Below are 15145 nucleotides of genomic sequence, written 5' to 3'. Positions count from 1 at the left end.
CACCATGACGGGCAGAGCGACCCCCCGGCCTGCCGCCCACCCGGCGCCGGGCACCGGCAACGGCACCGGCAGCAGTAGCGGCAGCGACAACCGCAGCCGCAGCCGCACCGGTAGCGGAAGCCGCACCGACGCGGGCCGCGGTGCGGACGTCCTCCACTGCGGCCCCTACGTCCTCGACCGCGCGCGGATCGCACGCTTCGCTGCCGCAGTGGGCGATCCGCACCCCGTCTATACGGATCCGGTCGCCGCGCGTGCCCTCGGGTACCCGGACACGCTTGCCCCGCCCACCTACCTCGTCACCCTCGCGGCGCGCGCCGAGGACCAACTCCTCGGCTCCCGGCCGGACTTACCGGTCCTCGACGGCGCCGTGCACCGCGCGCAGAGCCTGCGGAACGCCCGTCCGGCCCACGCCGGCGACGTCCTGCACGCGACCGTCCGGCTCGCCGACGCCGCGTTCCTCGCCGGCCGCCGGCTCCTCACCCTCGACTGCGCCTTCCACGACGCGGGCGGCCGGTGGGTGGCCACCACCACCTCCACCCTGCTGTGCCGCCCCCTCGACCCCACGGGATCGGAGCACCCATGACCGACACCATCGCCCCTCCGGTCGCCGACGCCCGGCTCGTCGACGGCACCGCGGCCGCGCGCGGCGGCACCGGAAGCCCGCCCGGCGACCCGGGCCGCCGCCTCGACGGACCGGCGCTCGGCCAGCGGCTGGCGGCCACCGCGCGCGCCCTGCACGGGCTGGGCATCCGCGCCGGTGACCGGGTCCTGGTCCAGGGCGACAACAGCGTCGACTACGTCGTGACGCTGCTGGCCCTGATGCGGCTGGACACCTCACTCGTCCCGCTCGACCACCGGCTCTCCGCCGCCGACTCCGCCGCGGCCGCCCGCCAGGCCCGGGCCCGCTGGCTCGTCACCGCCGCCGACCACAGCACCGGCTTCCCCAGCATCCCCGACCGGCGCATCGTCCACTACCCGCACCTCGCCCCCGTACCGCCGGCGGCCGACGGCCGGCAGCCCACCCCCGCACCCGAGCCGGCCGCCCCCGGGGCCGACCCCCTCGCCGCCTGGTTCCGCCGCCCGGACGCGCTCGTCCTGTGGTCCTCGGGCACCACGGGACGCCCCAAGGGCATCGTCAAACCCGGCCACGCCGTCCTCGACAACTCGCTGCGCACCATCCAGGCCATGGGCTACCGCGCGGACGACGTCCTCGCGCCGCTGCTGCCCTTCTCGCACCAGTACGGGCTCTCCGTCATCCTGCTGTGGTGGCTGGCCCGTTGCACCCTGCTGGTCACCCCGTACCAGCGGCTCGACGCGGCCGTCGGCCAGGCCGCCGCGCACGGCGCCACCGCCGTGGACGCCGCACCGTCCACCTATCACTCGCTGCTCGGCGTCGTCCGCCGCCGCCCGGAAGTACGCGCCGGTCTCGCCGGCGTCCGCATCTGGGGCGTGGGCGGCGCACCCCTGCCGGCCCCCCTGGCCGAGTCCTTCCGCACGACGATGGGCCGTCCCTTGCTGGACGGCTACGGCCTGACGGAACTCGGCAACGTCGCCCTGGCCACGCCGGACTCGCCGCACGGCTGCGGACGCCCGCTGCCCGGCGTACGGCTCCGCGTGCTGCGCCCGGACGGCACCGTCGCCGCCCCCGGCGAGCTCGGCGGCATCGAGGTGCGCTCCCCCGGCCTGATGGCCGGCTACCTCCGCGAGGACGGCTCGCTCCGTCCCGTCGACCCGGACGCCTGGTACCCGACGGCCGACCTCGGCAGCGTCGACGCCGACGGCACGGTGCGGGTGGCGGGCCGCAATCAGGCGGTGCACCGGCTGGGCTTCACGCTCTACCCCGAGAGCCTGGAGCGGCGGGCCGAGTCCTGCGGCCGCCCGGTCAAGGTCTTGGCGGTGGCGGACCAACGCCGCGGCAGCGCCCTGCACTTCGTCGTCGCGGACCCGGCGGGCGGGGCCCCGCTCACCTGGCGCCGGCGCCTCGCCGAGCACCTGGCGGAGTACGAACAGCCCAACGCGGTCCATGTCGTCGACCACTTCCCCCTCACCGCCAACGGAAAGCCGGACACGCGCGCGTTGCGTGCTCAGCTGGGGCTGGGGTCCTGAGGAGGAGAGGTGAACTCTCCGGGAGGTGAAGTCTCAGGTCTCACGTCTTCTGGTCTTCGTCTGCCTCTGCCTCTGCCTCTGCGTCTGCCTCTGCGTCTGCGTCTGCGTCGACCTCTACGTCTGCTTCTACGTCTGCGTCTGCCTCTGCCTCTGCCTGCACCTCTGCGAGTACGTCTGCATCTGCGTCTCGTCTCGTCGGCGCGGAGCTGTCACGCGCCGTCCCGCCCATGTCAGGGCCGGCGGGCCTGGCCGATGGAAAAGCCGTCGAGGACCTCTGCACGGCCACGCGTACCGGACCTCGCGTACCGGGCCTCGCGTACCTGGCCTCGCATACCGGACCGCTCGAAGGAGTCTCGAAGAAATGCCGCTGCCCGGCTCAGACCGTACGGGCGGTGTGCGCACGGCGACGGGCGGCCGGGATGACCGCGGGGCGCGGGTCCACGGTGCCGGCGGTCTGCGGGGCGGCCCCGGCGGAGGCGGTGGGCAGCGGCTCGGTGCCACGGATGCAGCGGCTGCGCAGACCGGGAGAGGCTCCGTGCGCCTCGGCGTGGATGCGCTGCTTGATGGTGGGCGGCAGCTCGGGCCGGGTGAGCATCAGCCGGGCGGCGGAGGTCTGGCCGTCGCGCGTCACCGTACGCGGGGCCGGCACCGTGGGTCCCTCGACGACCGGTGTCTCCAAGGCGGACGGCTCCGCAGCGGGCGTCGCGGCAGCGGGTGCGGCCGCGAGGGGTGTGGGTGTCCTTGGTGCAGGGGTATCCGCGCCCGGGCCGTCCGCGCCCCGGGGCTCGGTGCCCGCGTCCGCGTCCCTGTTGCCGAGCGTCCGCTCGTAGAGCGCGGCCTCCCGGCGCGCCGCCGACGCCGGCGCCGAGACACCCAGCGATGCCAGCAGCTTGCCGAGCACGGCAAGGCACATCGCCCAGAACGTCATGACCTTGTTCGCAGCCATGGCTCCTCACTTCCGATCAGGATCTCCCCAGGAGATCCGCTTGCTTCCCTCGGTACTTCCGTTGCATCGCCTCAGTTGCACCGCTCCGCTCGCATCGCTTACGTTGCGCCGCTTCTGTTGCGTTTTCTTATGATGAGTACGCAATGGGAGGATTCACGGACCGACGCCCCCGGGGCGGCGTTCTTCCGATGAACACCACCCGTACGCAGTAGCCGCCCCGGGTGCGCGCCGCGGGACCCCGGGTTATGGCGGGTCATGACGGGCGCGAGCGGCAGGCGGCCCGGGCGGGGCAGGTACCCCAGGCAGGCCGAAGCGGCGGCTGACGCGAGTCGGGGCAGTTCGGGTAAGGGAGCCGGTAGGCAGGTCGGGTAAGGGAGCCGGTAGGCAGGTCCGAGTGGGCCGGACCGTCAGGCCGGGGTGACCGGGGTCAGCGCTCCCGTGCGGGCCATCTCCGCCATCACGCGGACGGCCTCGGTTTCGGGGGTGGCGGGCGGGATGATCAGCAGGTCCCAGCGGCCGTGGCCGGTGGAGACCAGGCAGAGGGTGTCCGGGCCGTGGTGGCCGCTGGTCCGGCGCAGGCGGACGACGTGGCCGTCGACGATGATCCGGGCCGGCAGGGCGCGCCAGGCGTCACCGTTCACGGTGGCGTGGGTGATCCGCGGCCAGTCGAAGGGCAACGCCATGAGCAGCGCGGGGAGTTCGGCCAGCAGATCGGTCGAATGCGGCCACCAGATCCCGTCGATGCGCCGGACCGTCTCGCTGTGCGGGGCGATGGCCACCCGGGCGACGGGCGGCGGGGCGTGGTGCTGACCGGCGGTCGTCACAGCTCGCCGCCCGTCTTGCCGGAGGGCGGTGGTGAGGGTGGTGGTGAGGGGGGTGGGGGGCCGGTCAGCGGTCCCGAGCGGGCGCCGTCGCGCGGGCGCCTGCGGATCCGCCGCCGCATCGACTGCATCCGGTCCGCGTACCGGTGGGTGGCCATCCGGCCGGCCTGCTGGGCATTGACCCGTGCGATGAACAGCGCCCCCAGCGCGATCAGCGCCAGCAGCACGACCACGGTCAACAGAGTCTGCATGGTGCTCACCTCACTCGGGCGAACCGCGGCAGATCGGTGAACGGCAGACGGTCGGTGGAGCGCGGCCGATCCTGGTGCGCCCGGTGTTGTGGGTCCCCGAGTCCCTTGGTTTTACGGTACCCCGCACCGGCCCGGCGCATCCCTCCGCAGCAGGTGAAGGGCCCTGTGCTCTCGGTAGCGGGCCTGCCCGGGCGGCCGCCCACCGGGCCCGGTGATCCGCGCGCCCGCCGTTGGTCGGGACCCGTGGCGCGACTACGTCTACAGGCCTGTAGATGCCCGGGCCCACCCGCCTTCGTCCCCCGGGCGGCGACAGGTGCCGGCGTCTAAGATGCCCCGACGTCCCGGCCAACGGGACGCCCCGCGCGATGGGAGACGACGGCATGGGCGGGACGCCCTTCGGGAAGGCGCCGGGCGCCGGGGGAGCCGGTCGCGGGGATCCCGGACACGGGCACTTCGGCGCGGCGGGGCGGGAGCGCGGCCGCCGGCGCGGGCAGGGCCAGCTGGAGTCCCAGGTGCTGGCCGCGCTGCACCGCGCACCGGGTCCGGTCACCGCCGCCTGGGTGCAGGAACGGCTCGGCGGCGACCTCGCGTACACGACCGTCATGACGATCCTGTCCCGCCTGCACGCCAAACAGGCCGTCTTCCGCGAACGCTCCGGCCGCGCCTACGTGTGGACCCCGGCCGCCGACGAGGCCGGGCTCGCCGCGCTGCGGATGCGCCGCGTCCTGGACGGCGAACCGGACCGGGACGCGGTCCTCACCAGCTTCGTCTCCGCGCTGCCGGCCCACGACGAGAAACTGCTGCGCACCCTCCTCGACCGCGCCGCGGCCGACGCCCCCGGCCGGCGCGGGACGAGCGCCCCGCACCGGGCCACGGGCGACGCCGCCGACCCGGCCCACCCGGACGAAGCCCACGGAGCCTGATCGTTCCGCGCTCGCCTTCGCCGGCGAGCACACGTGGCGTCCGTTGTGCCGTTCCGGGGGCGGCGGGTCCGCACGACGGGCACACTGTTCTGATCCGACCGGGTCCGCTCCCGTCGTCGGCGCCCCGGACTTCTTCTACACCCGTGTAGAACTTGCCGGTAGAGTCGTGCACACATGCACAACGGGCGTGTCCGGAGGGGGAGATGGCGACGAGGTGCGGACTCCTGAGCCGGGACAGCCCGCCTCCCGAGGCGGAGGTGCGGTGGGTCTACCAACCGGTGGAGGTCCGCTATCCGGACCACACCTGGGCGTTGGGCCGGATCAGCGGGTGGTGGACGGACACCTCCGGCGAGGAGTGGTGCCGGCTGCGGACGCTGCCCGGCGGCGGCCCGCGGTGGTGCCGCTACGACCCGGAATCCGTCCGGCTGCTGCCCACCACGGTCATCTGACGCACCGCCACCCCGCCTGCCCCGCACCGCGACTTCGGCGTCCCGTGCAACCTTCGCGGCCCCTGAACCATCTGCATCAGCAGACCGGCGCACTCCTCGTACCGAATGTGCCGGGTACGAGCAGTTCGACCAGCACCCCCCGACCAGCAGAACCAGCAGCAGGACCGGCAGGACGAGCCTTCCCGGCGGGAACGGCTTCCCCGGCAGGTCCGGCGCGAGCAGAAGAGCCAGAAGGGCCACCCGCGTGCATGACAGGCAGCCGCACCAGCAGACGGCCCGACGGGACGACGACGCGACCCCCGACGCCACGCCGGACGCCTCCCCCGACGGGCCCGGCCGCCGGTCCGGCGGCTCCCGCAGGGCGAGCAGGGCGAAACCGTCGGGCAGGCGAAGCGCGTCGGGCGGGAAGGTCCGGATGACCCGCCGCGGCCGGATCGTGGCCTGGACCGGCGGTGTGCTCGGCGTCCTGATCCTCGGCACGGCCGGGGTCGGCGCGTGGGTCTACCAGCACCTGGACGGCAACATCCACGGCGTGGACATCGGCGTCGACGGCAAGCGCCCGGTCAACCTCAGCCCCGGCTCCAAGAACATCCTGGTCGTCGGCTCCGACAGCCGGGCCGGCGCCAATGCCAAATACGGCAAGGGCCTGACCACCATGCAGTCGGACACCCTGATGCTGCTGCACATCTCGGCCGACCATAGGTGGGCCACCGCGGTGTCGTTCCCCCGTGACTCCTGGGTGCAGATCCCCGCATGCATCCGCGGCAACGGCTCGAAGTCGTCCCCGCACCACTTCAAGATCAACGAGGCGTTCTCGATCGGCGGTGACTCCGGCAGCGTCACGAAGGCCGCGGCCTGCACCATCAAGACCGTCGAGAAGAACACCGGCCTGCGGATCGACCACTTCACCTCGATCGACTTCCAGGGCTTCAAGGGCATGGTCAACGCGCTCGGCGGCATCGAGGTCTGCCCCAAGCACGCCATCCACGACAAGAAGGCCCACCTGGACATGGACGCCGGGTGCCAGAACGTCCAGGACGAGAAGGCGCTCGGCTACGTCCGCACCCGCTACAGCGTCGGCGACGGCTCCGACCTCGGGCGGATCGGCCGCCAGCAGGAGTTCATGAAGGCGCTGGCCGCGAAGGCGCAGTCCAAGCTGACCAGCCCGGGCGACCTCTACGGCTTCCTGGACTCGGCGACCAAGTCCCTCACCACCGACACGGAGCTGGCCGGCCTCAAACCGCTCTACGACCTGGCCTCGACGGTCAAGGACATCCCCACCGACCGCCTCACCTTCCTGACCGTGCCCAACTACTACCGCGAGGCCGACGTCCCCACCGACCACGCCAATGTGATCTGGCAGTACCCGGAGGCCGGCCGGCTGTTCAGCGACCTCGCCCACGACCGCGAGATCGGCGCGGCCGGCAAGAAGAAGTTCGCCGAGGCCGCCAAGAACCCGATGACCGCGCGCTCGGTGCGAGTACGCGTCCTCAACGGCACCGGCACCTCCGGCCAGGCCGCTTCCGCCGCGGAGCAGCTGCGGCGGCTCGGCTTCACGGTCGTCGGGACCGGCAACGCCCCGACGACGGACAAGACCACGCTCACCTACGCGGGCTCCCTCAAGCCGCAGAGCGAGGTCCTCGCCGGCCGCCTTCCGGGCCTGAAGCCGGCCCCGTCCGCCGACGCGACACCGGGCGCGCTGACGCTGACCATCGGTCCGGACTTCACGGCGTTGATGGGCGGCTAGGGACGCCACCGGGTCGAGGGGCGGCTAGGGACGCCACCGGCCGGGGGACGTCCCACCGCGGCCCCGAGCGGCACACCGTGCCGGAGCAGCACGGTGTGCCCGGGCCGCTCGCGGTCGCCCGGGCTCCGCCTCCCCGTACGCCTCAGCCCTGCCGGCTCCTCACGCCTGCAGCCGCTCCACCGGCCGGGAGGTGTGGACCTCGATGTCGTGCGCCGCCCGCTGCAGCAGCTGGTGGCTGAGGTCCGACATCGCCCGGGCCACGGCCAACTCGTCGCCGATGGCCGGGACGTTCTCGTCCGCGGGATTGCAGCGCGCCGAACCCTGGCCGACCATCTGGCCGCCTTCCTTGCCGCGCAGCCTGGCCTCCGCCCGGACCTCGCTGCCCGCCTCGGTGATGCTGATCTCGGTGTTCCATGTCTTCGTGGCAGTCACCGGAAGCCTCCTCATCCGCCCGTACGCAGCACATGCACCGCCCCCACGAAAATCCTCGCACCGGGGCCCGCGGGCCGCACCTGGGGCTTTTTGCACCCTCCACTCTCGGGTTTTCCCCATGGTCGGCGCCCTCGCCGGCGGCCTAGTCTCCTGCTTCGCGGCCGTCCGGCGGCCGACCGATACCGACCACCAACTGCCGTTCACACCGGGGGACTTGATGCTTCACCGTCATCAGCACCGCACCCGCCCGCCGCGCCGTGCCCTCGTGGGCGCCGCGGTGGCCGTCGTCGGGGTGTGCGGCCTCGGCGCCTGCGGTCTGCTGCCCGGCAAGACCTTCGAGGACGACGCCACGCTGTCGAAGAAGATCACGGCCGTCCGTCTGGACACCGACTCGGGGGGCGTCACGGTCCGCGGCGGCAAGGGCTCCGGCAAGAACGGCGACGGGGTCTCGCTGCACCGCTCGGTGGAGTACCACGGCGACCGCCCGGAGGGGGCGACGCACCGGGTCGAGGACGGGGTGCTGGTGCTCGGCGGCTGCGGCGACGCCTGCTCGGTGACGTACACGGTCGACCTTCCGGCCGGCCTCCCGGTCAGCGGGGAGACCTCGAACGGGGCGGTGCACCTGAGCAAGGTGGGCGCGGTGAAGGTGACCACCAGTTCCGGGGCCGTCGCTCTCGACGGCGTCACCGGCCCGGTCGACGTACGGACCAGCAACGGCCGGATCACCGGCCGCGGCCTGTCCGGCGGGCACCTCACCGCGGAGACGTCCAACGGCGCGATCGACCTGACCCCGGCCCGGCCGCAGGACGTCCGCGCGAAGACCTCCAACGGCTCGGTCACCGTACGGATGCCGAAGGGCCGCTACGCCGTCTCCGCGCACACCAGCAACGGCGCGAAGCACATCGCGCTCACCGACGACCCCTCGGCCCGCTACCGGCTGGACCTGACCACCTCGAACGGGGACATCACCGCGAAGGCGGCGTAAGGCGTGACCGGCCGGTGCCCGGCCGACCGGCCGGGCACCCGGGGCGGCTACTCCTCGCCCTCCAGCTCGCCCTCCGTCTCCAGGAAGACATCGCGCAGGGCGGCCAGGGTCTGTGCGTCCGGCTTCTCCCACATGCCGCGGGACTCGGCCTCCAGGAGACGCTCGGCGATGCCGTGCAGGGCCCAGGGGTTGGCGTCCTGGAGGAAGGCCCGGTTCTCCGGGTCGAGGACGTAGGTCTGGGCGAGCTTGTCGTACATCCAGTCGGCGACCACGCCCGTGGTGGCGTCGTAGCCGAACAGGTAGTCCACGGTGGCGGCGAGCTCGAAGGCGCCCTTGTAGCCGTGCCGGCGCATCGCCTCGATCCAGCGCGGGTTGACGACCCGGGCGCGGAAGACCCGGGAGGTCTCCTCGACCAGCGAGCGGGTGCGGACGGTCTCCGGGCGGGTGGAGTCGCCGATGTAGGCCTCCGGCGCCTTGCCGCCGCGCAGGGCCTTCACCGTCGCCACCATGCCGCCGTGGTACTGGAAGTAGTCGTCGGAGTCGGCGATGTCGTGTTCGCGGGTGTCGGTGTTCTTGGCGGCCACCGCGATCCGCTTGTAAGCGGCCTCCATCTCGTCCCGGGCCGGCCGGCCTTCGAGGCCGCGGCCGTACGCGTAGCCGCCCCAGACGGTGTAGACCTCGGCGAGGTCGGCGTCGGTGCGCCAGTCGCGGGAGTCGATCAGCTGGAGCAGACCCGCGCCGTAGGTGCCGGGGCGGGAGCCGAAGATGCGGGTGGTGGCGCGCCGTTCGTCGCCGTGGACGGCCAGGTCGGCCTGGGCGTGGGCACGCACGAAGTTGTCCTCGGCCCCTTCGTCGAGGGATGCCGCGAGCCGTACCGCGTCGTCCAGCAGGCCCGTGACGTGCGGGAACGCATCGCGGAAGAAGCCGGAGATGCGCAGCGTGACGTCGATGCGGGGGCGGCCGAGCTCGGCCGGCGGGATGGCTTCGAGGCCGGTGACGCGGCGGGAGGCGTCGTCCCATACGGGGCGGACGCCGAGCAGCGCCAGCGCCTCGGCCACGTCGTCGCCGCTGGTGCGCATGGCGCTGGTGCCCCACAGGGACAGGCCGACGGACTGCGGCCAGTCGCCGTTGTCGGTGCGGTAGCGCTCCAGCAGGGAGTCGGCGAGGGCCTGGCCGGTCTCCCAGGCGAGGCGGGAGGGGACGGCCTTGGGGTCGACGGAGTAGAAGTTGCGGCCGGTCGGCAGCACGTTGACCAGGCCGCGGAGCGGCGAGCCGGAGGGGCCGGCCGGGACGAAGCCGCCGTTCAGGGCGTGCACGGCGTGGTCGAGTTCGTCGGTGGTGGCGGCGAGGCGCGGGACGACCTGGCGGGCGGCGAAGTCGAGGATGTCGGCGACCTGCGGGCCGTGCCCGGCGGCCACGGAAGGCACCGCGGCCGGGTCCCAGCCGGCGTCCTCCATCGCCTGGACGAGGGCACGGGCCCGGCTCTCGGCGTCATCGGCGGCGGTGCGGGTCGCGGCGGACTCGTCGAGGCCGAGCGCCTCGCGCAGGCCGGGCAGGGCGGAGGTGCCGCCCCAGATCTGGCGGGCGCGGAGGATGGCCAGGACGAGGTTGACCCGGGCCTCGCCGGTCGGCGCGGCGCCGAGGACGTGCAGGCCGTCGCGGATCTGGGCGTCCTTGACCTCGCACAGCCAGCCGTCGACGTGCAGCAGGAAGTCGTCGAAGCCGTCGTCGTCCGGGCGCTCCTCCAGGCCCAGGTCGTGGTCGAGCTTGGCGGCCTGGATGAGCGTCCAGATCTGGGCGCGGATGGCCGGGAGCTTGGCCGGGTCCATGGAGGAGATCTGCGCGTACTCGTCGAGCAGCTGCTCCAGGCGCGCGATGTCGCCGTAGGAGTCGGCGCGGGCCATCGGCGGGACGAGGTGGTCGACGAGGGTGGCGTGCACCCGGCGCTTGGCCTGGGTGCCCTCGCCGGGGTCGTTGACCAGGAAGGGGTAGACGAGCGGGAGGTCGCCGAGGGCGGCGTCCGGGCCGCAGGCGGCGGACAGGCCGGCGTTCTTGCCGGGCAGCCACTCCAGGTTGCCGTGCTTGCCGAGGTGGACCATGGCGTCCGCGCCGAACCCGCCGTCCTCGCGGGGCGCGGCGATCCAGCGGTAGGCCGCCAAGTAGTGGTGTGAGGGCGGCAGATCGGGGTCGTGGTAGATCGCGATCGGGTTCTCACCGAAGCCGCGCGGCGGCTGGATGAGGACCAGCAGATTGCCGCGGCGCAGCGCGGCGAGGACGATGTCACCGTCGGGGTTGTGGGTGCGGTCCACGAACATCTCACCCGGCGGCGGCCCCCAGTGCTCCTCCACCGACGCGCGCAGCTCCTCCGGGAGGGTGGCGTACCAGCGCTTGTAGTCGGCGGCCGGGATGCGGACGGGGTTGCGGGCCAGCTGCTCCTCGGTGAGCCACTCCTGGTCGTGGCCGCCTGCCTCGATCAGGGCGTAGATCAGCTCGTCGCCGTCGCCGGATTCCAGGCCGGGCACGGGCTCGGCGGTCTCGTCACCGAAGTCGTAGCCGTCCGCGCGCAGCCGCCGCAGCAGTTCGACGGCGGAGGCGGGGGTGTCCAGGCCGACGGCGTTGCCGATCCGGGAGTGCTTGGTCGGGTAGGCGGAGAGCACCAGCGCGAGGCGCTTGTCGGCGTTGGGGAGGTGGCGCAGCCGGGCGTGGCGCACCGCGATGCCGGCGACCCGGGCGGCGCGCTCGGGGTCGGCGACGTAGACCGGAAGGCCGTCCTCGTCGACCTCCTTGAAGGAGAACGGGACGGTGATCAGCCGGCCGTCGAACTCGGGGACGGCGATCTGCGAGGCGGCGTCGAGCGGCGACAGGCCCTCGTCGTTCTCCTCCCAGGCGCTGCGCGGCCCGGTCAGGCACAGTGCCTGGAGGATCGGCACATCCAGCGCGGCCAGCGCGCCGGCGTCCCAGGACTCGTCGTCACCGCCGGCGCCGGCCTCCGCGGGTTTGGTGCCGCCGGCGGCGAGGACGGTGGTGACGATGGCGTCGGCGCTCCGCAGCGCATCGACGAGTTCCGCCTCGGGGGCGCGGAGCGAGGCGACGTACAGCGGGAGCGGGCGGCCGCCGGCCGTCTCGATCTGCGCGCACAGTTCGTGCACGAAGGCGGTGTTGCCGCTCATGTGGTGGGCGCGGTAGTAGAGCACGGCCACGACCGGGCCGGTGCCGTCGGCGGCCGGGCGCTCCAGGCGGCCCCAGGTGGGGGCGGGCACCGGCGGTTCGAAGCCGTGGCCGGTGAGCAGCACGGTGTCGGAGAGGAAGCGCGCGAGCTGTTCGAGGTTGCCGGGGCCACCGTGCGCGAGGTAGGCGTGCGCCTCGGCCGCGATGCCGACCGGGACCGTGGACTGCTCCATGAGCTGGGCGTCCGGGGCCTGTTCGCCGGTGAGGACGACGACCGGACGGTCCTGGCCCTCGGCGAGCAGCAGATCGAGGCCCTCCTGCCAGGCGCGGATGCCGCCGAGGAGGCGTACGACCACGAGCTCGGTGCCGTCGAGCAGGTCGGGCAGCTCGGTGACGTCGAGGCGGGCGGGGTTGGCGAGCCGGTACGCCACCGGGCCGGTGGCCGCGCGGGCACTGAGCAGGTCGGTGTCGGAGGTCGACAGCAGCAGGATTCGGGGGGCCGCGGGGTGGTCCCCGGACGAATGCAGCATGCGAGCGCTGGCCTTCCTCGGGGTGTCCGCGCCCCGGGTGGTCGTGGACGGCGGGAGTTCCTGACTCACCCGGCACCGGCCGGGTTCACAGTGGCGGGACCGCGCCGGATTCTCACCGGGCTTCCTCCCTCGGGCCCGAGGGCCCGGCGCCGTCGCTGGCGTCCGGCGGGTCAGCCGACCCGCCGACCTGCATAGTAAGGGCTGCGGGCGGAGGAGGTAAGCGGGCCTGGGTGGGGGCGGTGCGGGGGCGGTGCGGGGGCAGTGCACCACCGCGGGCGGGGGCGGTGCGCCACCGCGGGCGGGGGCAGTGCACCACCGCGGGCGGGGGCGGTGCACTACCGCGGGCGGGGGCGGTGCACCACCGCGGGCGGGGGCGGTGCACCACCGCGGGCGGGGGCGGTGCGCCACCGCGGGCGGGGGCTTTTGTACGCCCGGTACGTGGGACTCCGGGGCCCATGCCGCGGTGGCCGGATTCGTCCGCTTCATGGCCGGATCCGCCCCGGATCGGCCGCGCACCGTCGTAGGTATGCTCGCCGCCATGCCGCCCTCCCCCTCACCACGGCCCCGACGGGCCGAGCCGCCCGTACGGGCCCGCGGTGACGCCTGCCCGGGAGCACTGCGGCTGCACCCGGCCGCCGACGGCCACCTGGCCCGAGTGCGCATCCCCGCCGGTGACTTGACGGTCCGTCAGGCACGCGCGCTGGCCGACGCCGCGGACCTGCTCGGTGACGGCCGGCTGTCCCTGACCTCGCGCGGCAACGTCGAGCTGCGCGGCCTGCCGGACGGCTGCGGCGGTCGCCTCGCCGAGCTGCTGCACGAGGCCGGCCTGCTGCCGTCCGCACGCCACGAACGCATCCGCAACATCCTCGCCTCCCCGCTGGCCGGGCTGGACCGGAACACCCCTGCTGACGTGCGGAGGTGGGCCCGCCGGCTGGACGAGCTGCTGTGTGCGAGCGACTCCGCGACCGCGCTGTCCGGCCGCTTCCTGTTCGTCCTGGACGACGGGCGGGGCGATGTGGCGGCGCTCGGCGGCGATGTGACCTTGGTCGCAGAATCGGGCCCCGCGGGCCCAGAGGTGGCGGGGTCCGGCGGTGGGGCGCTGCTGCGGGTCGGTGACGACCCGGCGGCGCTGCGGATCGCCGGCCCGGACGTACCGCGCGCGGCGCTGGTCGCCGCCGAGACGTTCCTGGCCGCCGCGGAGGCGACCGGCAGCGGCGCCTGGCGGGTGCGCGAACTCCCGCACGGCCACGGACTGTCGGCGCGGGACGTGGCGGAGAGGCTGCGCGCGGCGGGCATCGAGTCGTCCTCCGTAACGGACGGGGTGGAGGCATCGTCCTCCGTAACGGACGGGGTGAGGCCATCGTCCTCCGTAACGGACGAGGTGGGGGCGGCCGAGCCGGTGGTCCGCCCTGCGGACTCCTCCGCCCCCGGCATCATCGAGGGCCGCGACGGTCGCCGTGCGCTCTCCGTACTGGCCCCGCTCGGCAGGCTGTCGGTGTCCCAGTGGCGGCTGCTCGCGTCCCTCGCGGCCGACGACGGCTGCGGCGCACTCCGTCTCACCCCGTGGCGCGGCATCGTCGTCCCCGGTCTGCCGGCCGCCGCGGCCGCACCCCGGCTCCGCGAACTGGCCGCCGCCGGGCTGGTCACCGACCCGTCCTCCCCCTGGCACCGCATCGGCGCCTGCACCGGCCGCCCGGGCTGCGCGAAGTCCGTCACGGACGTCCGCGCGGACGTGGCAGCAGCGGTCGAGGCGGGCACGGCGTTGCCGCCGGGCGTCCCCGCACCCGCACCCGTACGGGAGACGACCCCCGTCCACTGGTCCGGCTGCGAACGCCGCTGCGGGCACCCGCACGGCGCCTGGATCGACGTACTGGCGACGGAGGCGGGCTACCGGGTCTCGGTCGTAGACCCCGACGCAGCACCGGCCACACCGGCCACCCCCGCAACACCGGCCACCCCCGTAACGCCGACTCCGCCCCCGACGACGCCACCGACGCCCCCGGGGCACCCCCCAGCACCGGCAGCACCCGCACCACCCGCAGCACCCGCACCACCAGGAACGCCAGAAACGAGGCCAGAGTGACCGCGTTCGACTACGAGAAGGACGGTGCGGAGATCTACCGCCAGTCCTTCGCCACCATCCGCGCCGAGGCGGACCTCTCCGGCCTGCCCGCCGACGTCAGCCGGGTCGCGGTCCGGATGATCCACGCCTGCGGCATGGTCGACCTCGTACGCGATCTGGCCTTCACCCCCGGCGTGGTGACCGCCGCCCGCAAGGCGCTGCGCGACGGCGCGCCGATCCTCTGCGACGCCAACATGGTCGCCAGCGGTGTCACCCGCAAGCGGCTGCCGGCCGGCAACGAGGTGCTCTGCACGCTGGCCGACCCCGCGGTGCCGGACCTGGCCGCCCGTATGGGCACCACCCGCAGCGCCGCGGCCCTGGAACTGTGGCGGGACCGCATGGAGGGCGCCGTCGTCGCGTTCGGCAACGCCCCGACCGCCCTCTTCCGGTTCCTCGAAATGATCGAGGAGGGCGCCCCCCGCCCGGCCGCCGTGATCGGCATACCCGTCGGCTTCATCGGCGCGGCGGAGTCCAAGGACGCCCTCATCGCCCATCCGTCGGAGCTGGACCACATCGTGGTGCGCGGGCGGCGCGGCGGCAGCGCCATGGCCGCGGCCGCCCTCAACGCCCTGGCAAGCGAGGAAGAGTGAGCGTGAGCGAGCAGCAGGAAACCGGCACCGACACCGGCGCCCGCACCCGGGCCACCGGCCGTCTCTACGGCGTGG

The 15145-nt window shown here is 74.1% G+C and carries 13 protein-coding genes and 1 riboswitch; of the genes, 8 read left to right on the top strand and 5 right to left on the bottom strand.

Going from position 1 to position 15145, the window contains the following annotated elements; translation table 11 throughout:
- Positions 1 to 4: 4 nt before the first annotated feature.
- Together AB0G35_RS03200 and AB0G35_RS03195 are read left to right on the top strand one after the other, a co-directional pair.
- Positions 5 to 583 (top strand): MaoC family dehydratase, encoded by a 579-nt coding sequence (locus AB0G35_RS03200; protein WP_360942797.1) that lies wholly within the window; start codon positions 5 to 7, stop codon positions 581 to 583.
- The gene (locus AB0G35_RS03195; protein WP_360942794.1) at positions 580 to 2106 is read left to right on the top strand and encodes a class I adenylate-forming enzyme family protein; all 1527 of its coding nucleotides are present in this window, start codon (positions 580 to 582) and stop codon (positions 2104 to 2106) included. Before AB0G35_RS03200 ends, AB0G35_RS03195 begins: the two co-directional genes overlap by 4 nt.
- Positions 2107 to 2482: 376 nt before the next feature.
- Here the strand turns inward: AB0G35_RS03195 and AB0G35_RS03190 are convergent, their stop codons facing one another.
- The 3 genes from AB0G35_RS03190 to AB0G35_RS03180 form a co-directional block, all read right to left on the bottom strand.
- Entirely contained in the window at positions 2483 to 3052 is a 570-nt protein-coding gene (locus AB0G35_RS03190; RefSeq protein ID WP_360942791.1) for a DUF6344 domain-containing protein, read from the bottom strand.
- 407 nt (positions 3053 to 3459) lie between these two features.
- Positions 3460 to 3876 (bottom strand): DUF5994 family protein, encoded by a 417-nt coding sequence (locus AB0G35_RS03185; RefSeq protein ID WP_360942788.1) that lies wholly within the window; start codon positions 3874 to 3876, stop codon positions 3460 to 3462.
- Entirely contained in the window at positions 3873 to 4124 is a 252-nt protein-coding gene (locus AB0G35_RS03180; RefSeq protein ID WP_360942785.1) for a hypothetical protein, read from the bottom strand. Before AB0G35_RS03180 ends, AB0G35_RS03185 begins: the two co-directional genes overlap by 4 nt.
- Before the next feature lie 380 nt (positions 4125 to 4504).
- Between AB0G35_RS03180 and AB0G35_RS03175 the strand changes: the two genes are divergently transcribed.
- From AB0G35_RS03175 to AB0G35_RS03165, 3 genes are all read left to right on the top strand, one after another.
- The gene (locus tag AB0G35_RS03175; RefSeq protein ID WP_360943094.1) at positions 4505 to 5047 is read left to right on the top strand and encodes a BlaI/MecI/CopY family transcriptional regulator; all 543 of its coding nucleotides are present in this window, start codon (positions 4505 to 4507) and stop codon (positions 5045 to 5047) included.
- 203 nt (positions 5048 to 5250) lie between these two features.
- Positions 5251 to 5496: a hypothetical protein gene (locus AB0G35_RS03170; RefSeq protein ID WP_360942782.1), complete on the top strand. Its 246-nt coding sequence runs from the start codon at positions 5251 to 5253 to the stop codon at positions 5494 to 5496.
- Positions 5497 to 5911: 415 nt separating this feature from the next.
- A complete protein-coding gene (locus AB0G35_RS03165) occupies positions 5912 to 7243 on the top strand; it encodes an LCP family protein (RefSeq protein WP_360943091.1) in 1332 nt (443 codons plus the stop codon).
- Positions 7244 to 7402: 159 nt separating this feature from the next.
- On the opposite strand, the gene AB0G35_RS03160 is transcribed toward AB0G35_RS03165, so the two are convergent.
- Positions 7403 to 7675, bottom strand: coding sequence for a DUF1876 domain-containing protein (locus tag AB0G35_RS03160; protein ID WP_360942779.1), 273 nt, complete (start codon positions 7673 to 7675; stop codon positions 7403 to 7405).
- Between the two features lie 217 nt (positions 7676 to 7892).
- On the opposite strand from AB0G35_RS03160, the gene AB0G35_RS03155 reads away from it, so the two are divergent.
- A complete protein-coding gene (locus AB0G35_RS03155) occupies positions 7893 to 8660 on the top strand; it encodes a DUF4097 family beta strand repeat-containing protein (protein WP_360942776.1) in 768 nt (255 codons plus the stop codon).
- Between the two features lie 47 nt (positions 8661 to 8707).
- On the opposite strand, the gene cobN is transcribed toward AB0G35_RS03155, so the two are convergent.
- Positions 8708 to 12358, bottom strand: a complete 3651-nt coding sequence (gene cobN / locus AB0G35_RS03150) for a cobaltochelatase subunit CobN (protein WP_360942773.1) — start codon at positions 12356 to 12358, stop codon at positions 8708 to 8710.
- 54 nt (positions 12359 to 12412) lie between these two features.
- Positions 12413 to 12485: riboswitch (cobalamin riboswitch) on the bottom strand.
- Between the two features lie 399 nt (positions 12486 to 12884).
- Between cobN and cobG the strand changes: the two genes are divergently transcribed.
- Complete coding sequence (gene cobG / locus AB0G35_RS03145; protein ID WP_360942770.1) at positions 12885 to 14441, top strand: precorrin-3B synthase; 1557 nt, start codon at positions 12885 to 12887, stop codon at positions 14439 to 14441.
- Positions 14438 to 15070: a precorrin-8X methylmutase gene (locus AB0G35_RS03140; RefSeq protein WP_030802746.1), complete on the top strand. Its 633-nt coding sequence runs from the start codon at positions 14438 to 14440 to the stop codon at positions 15068 to 15070. Before cobG ends, AB0G35_RS03140 begins: the two co-directional genes overlap by 4 nt.
- The last annotated feature ends 75 nt before the right edge of the window (positions 15071 to 15145 follow it).

Origin of the sequence: Streptomyces sp. NPDC021749 (assembly GCF_040640655.1) — a bacterium.
GTDB lineage: Bacteria > Actinomycetota > Actinomycetes > Streptomycetales > Streptomycetaceae > Streptomyces.
The sequence above is the reverse complement of the archived record's forward strand: the minus strand, read 5'-3'. Positions and strand labels throughout refer to the sequence as shown.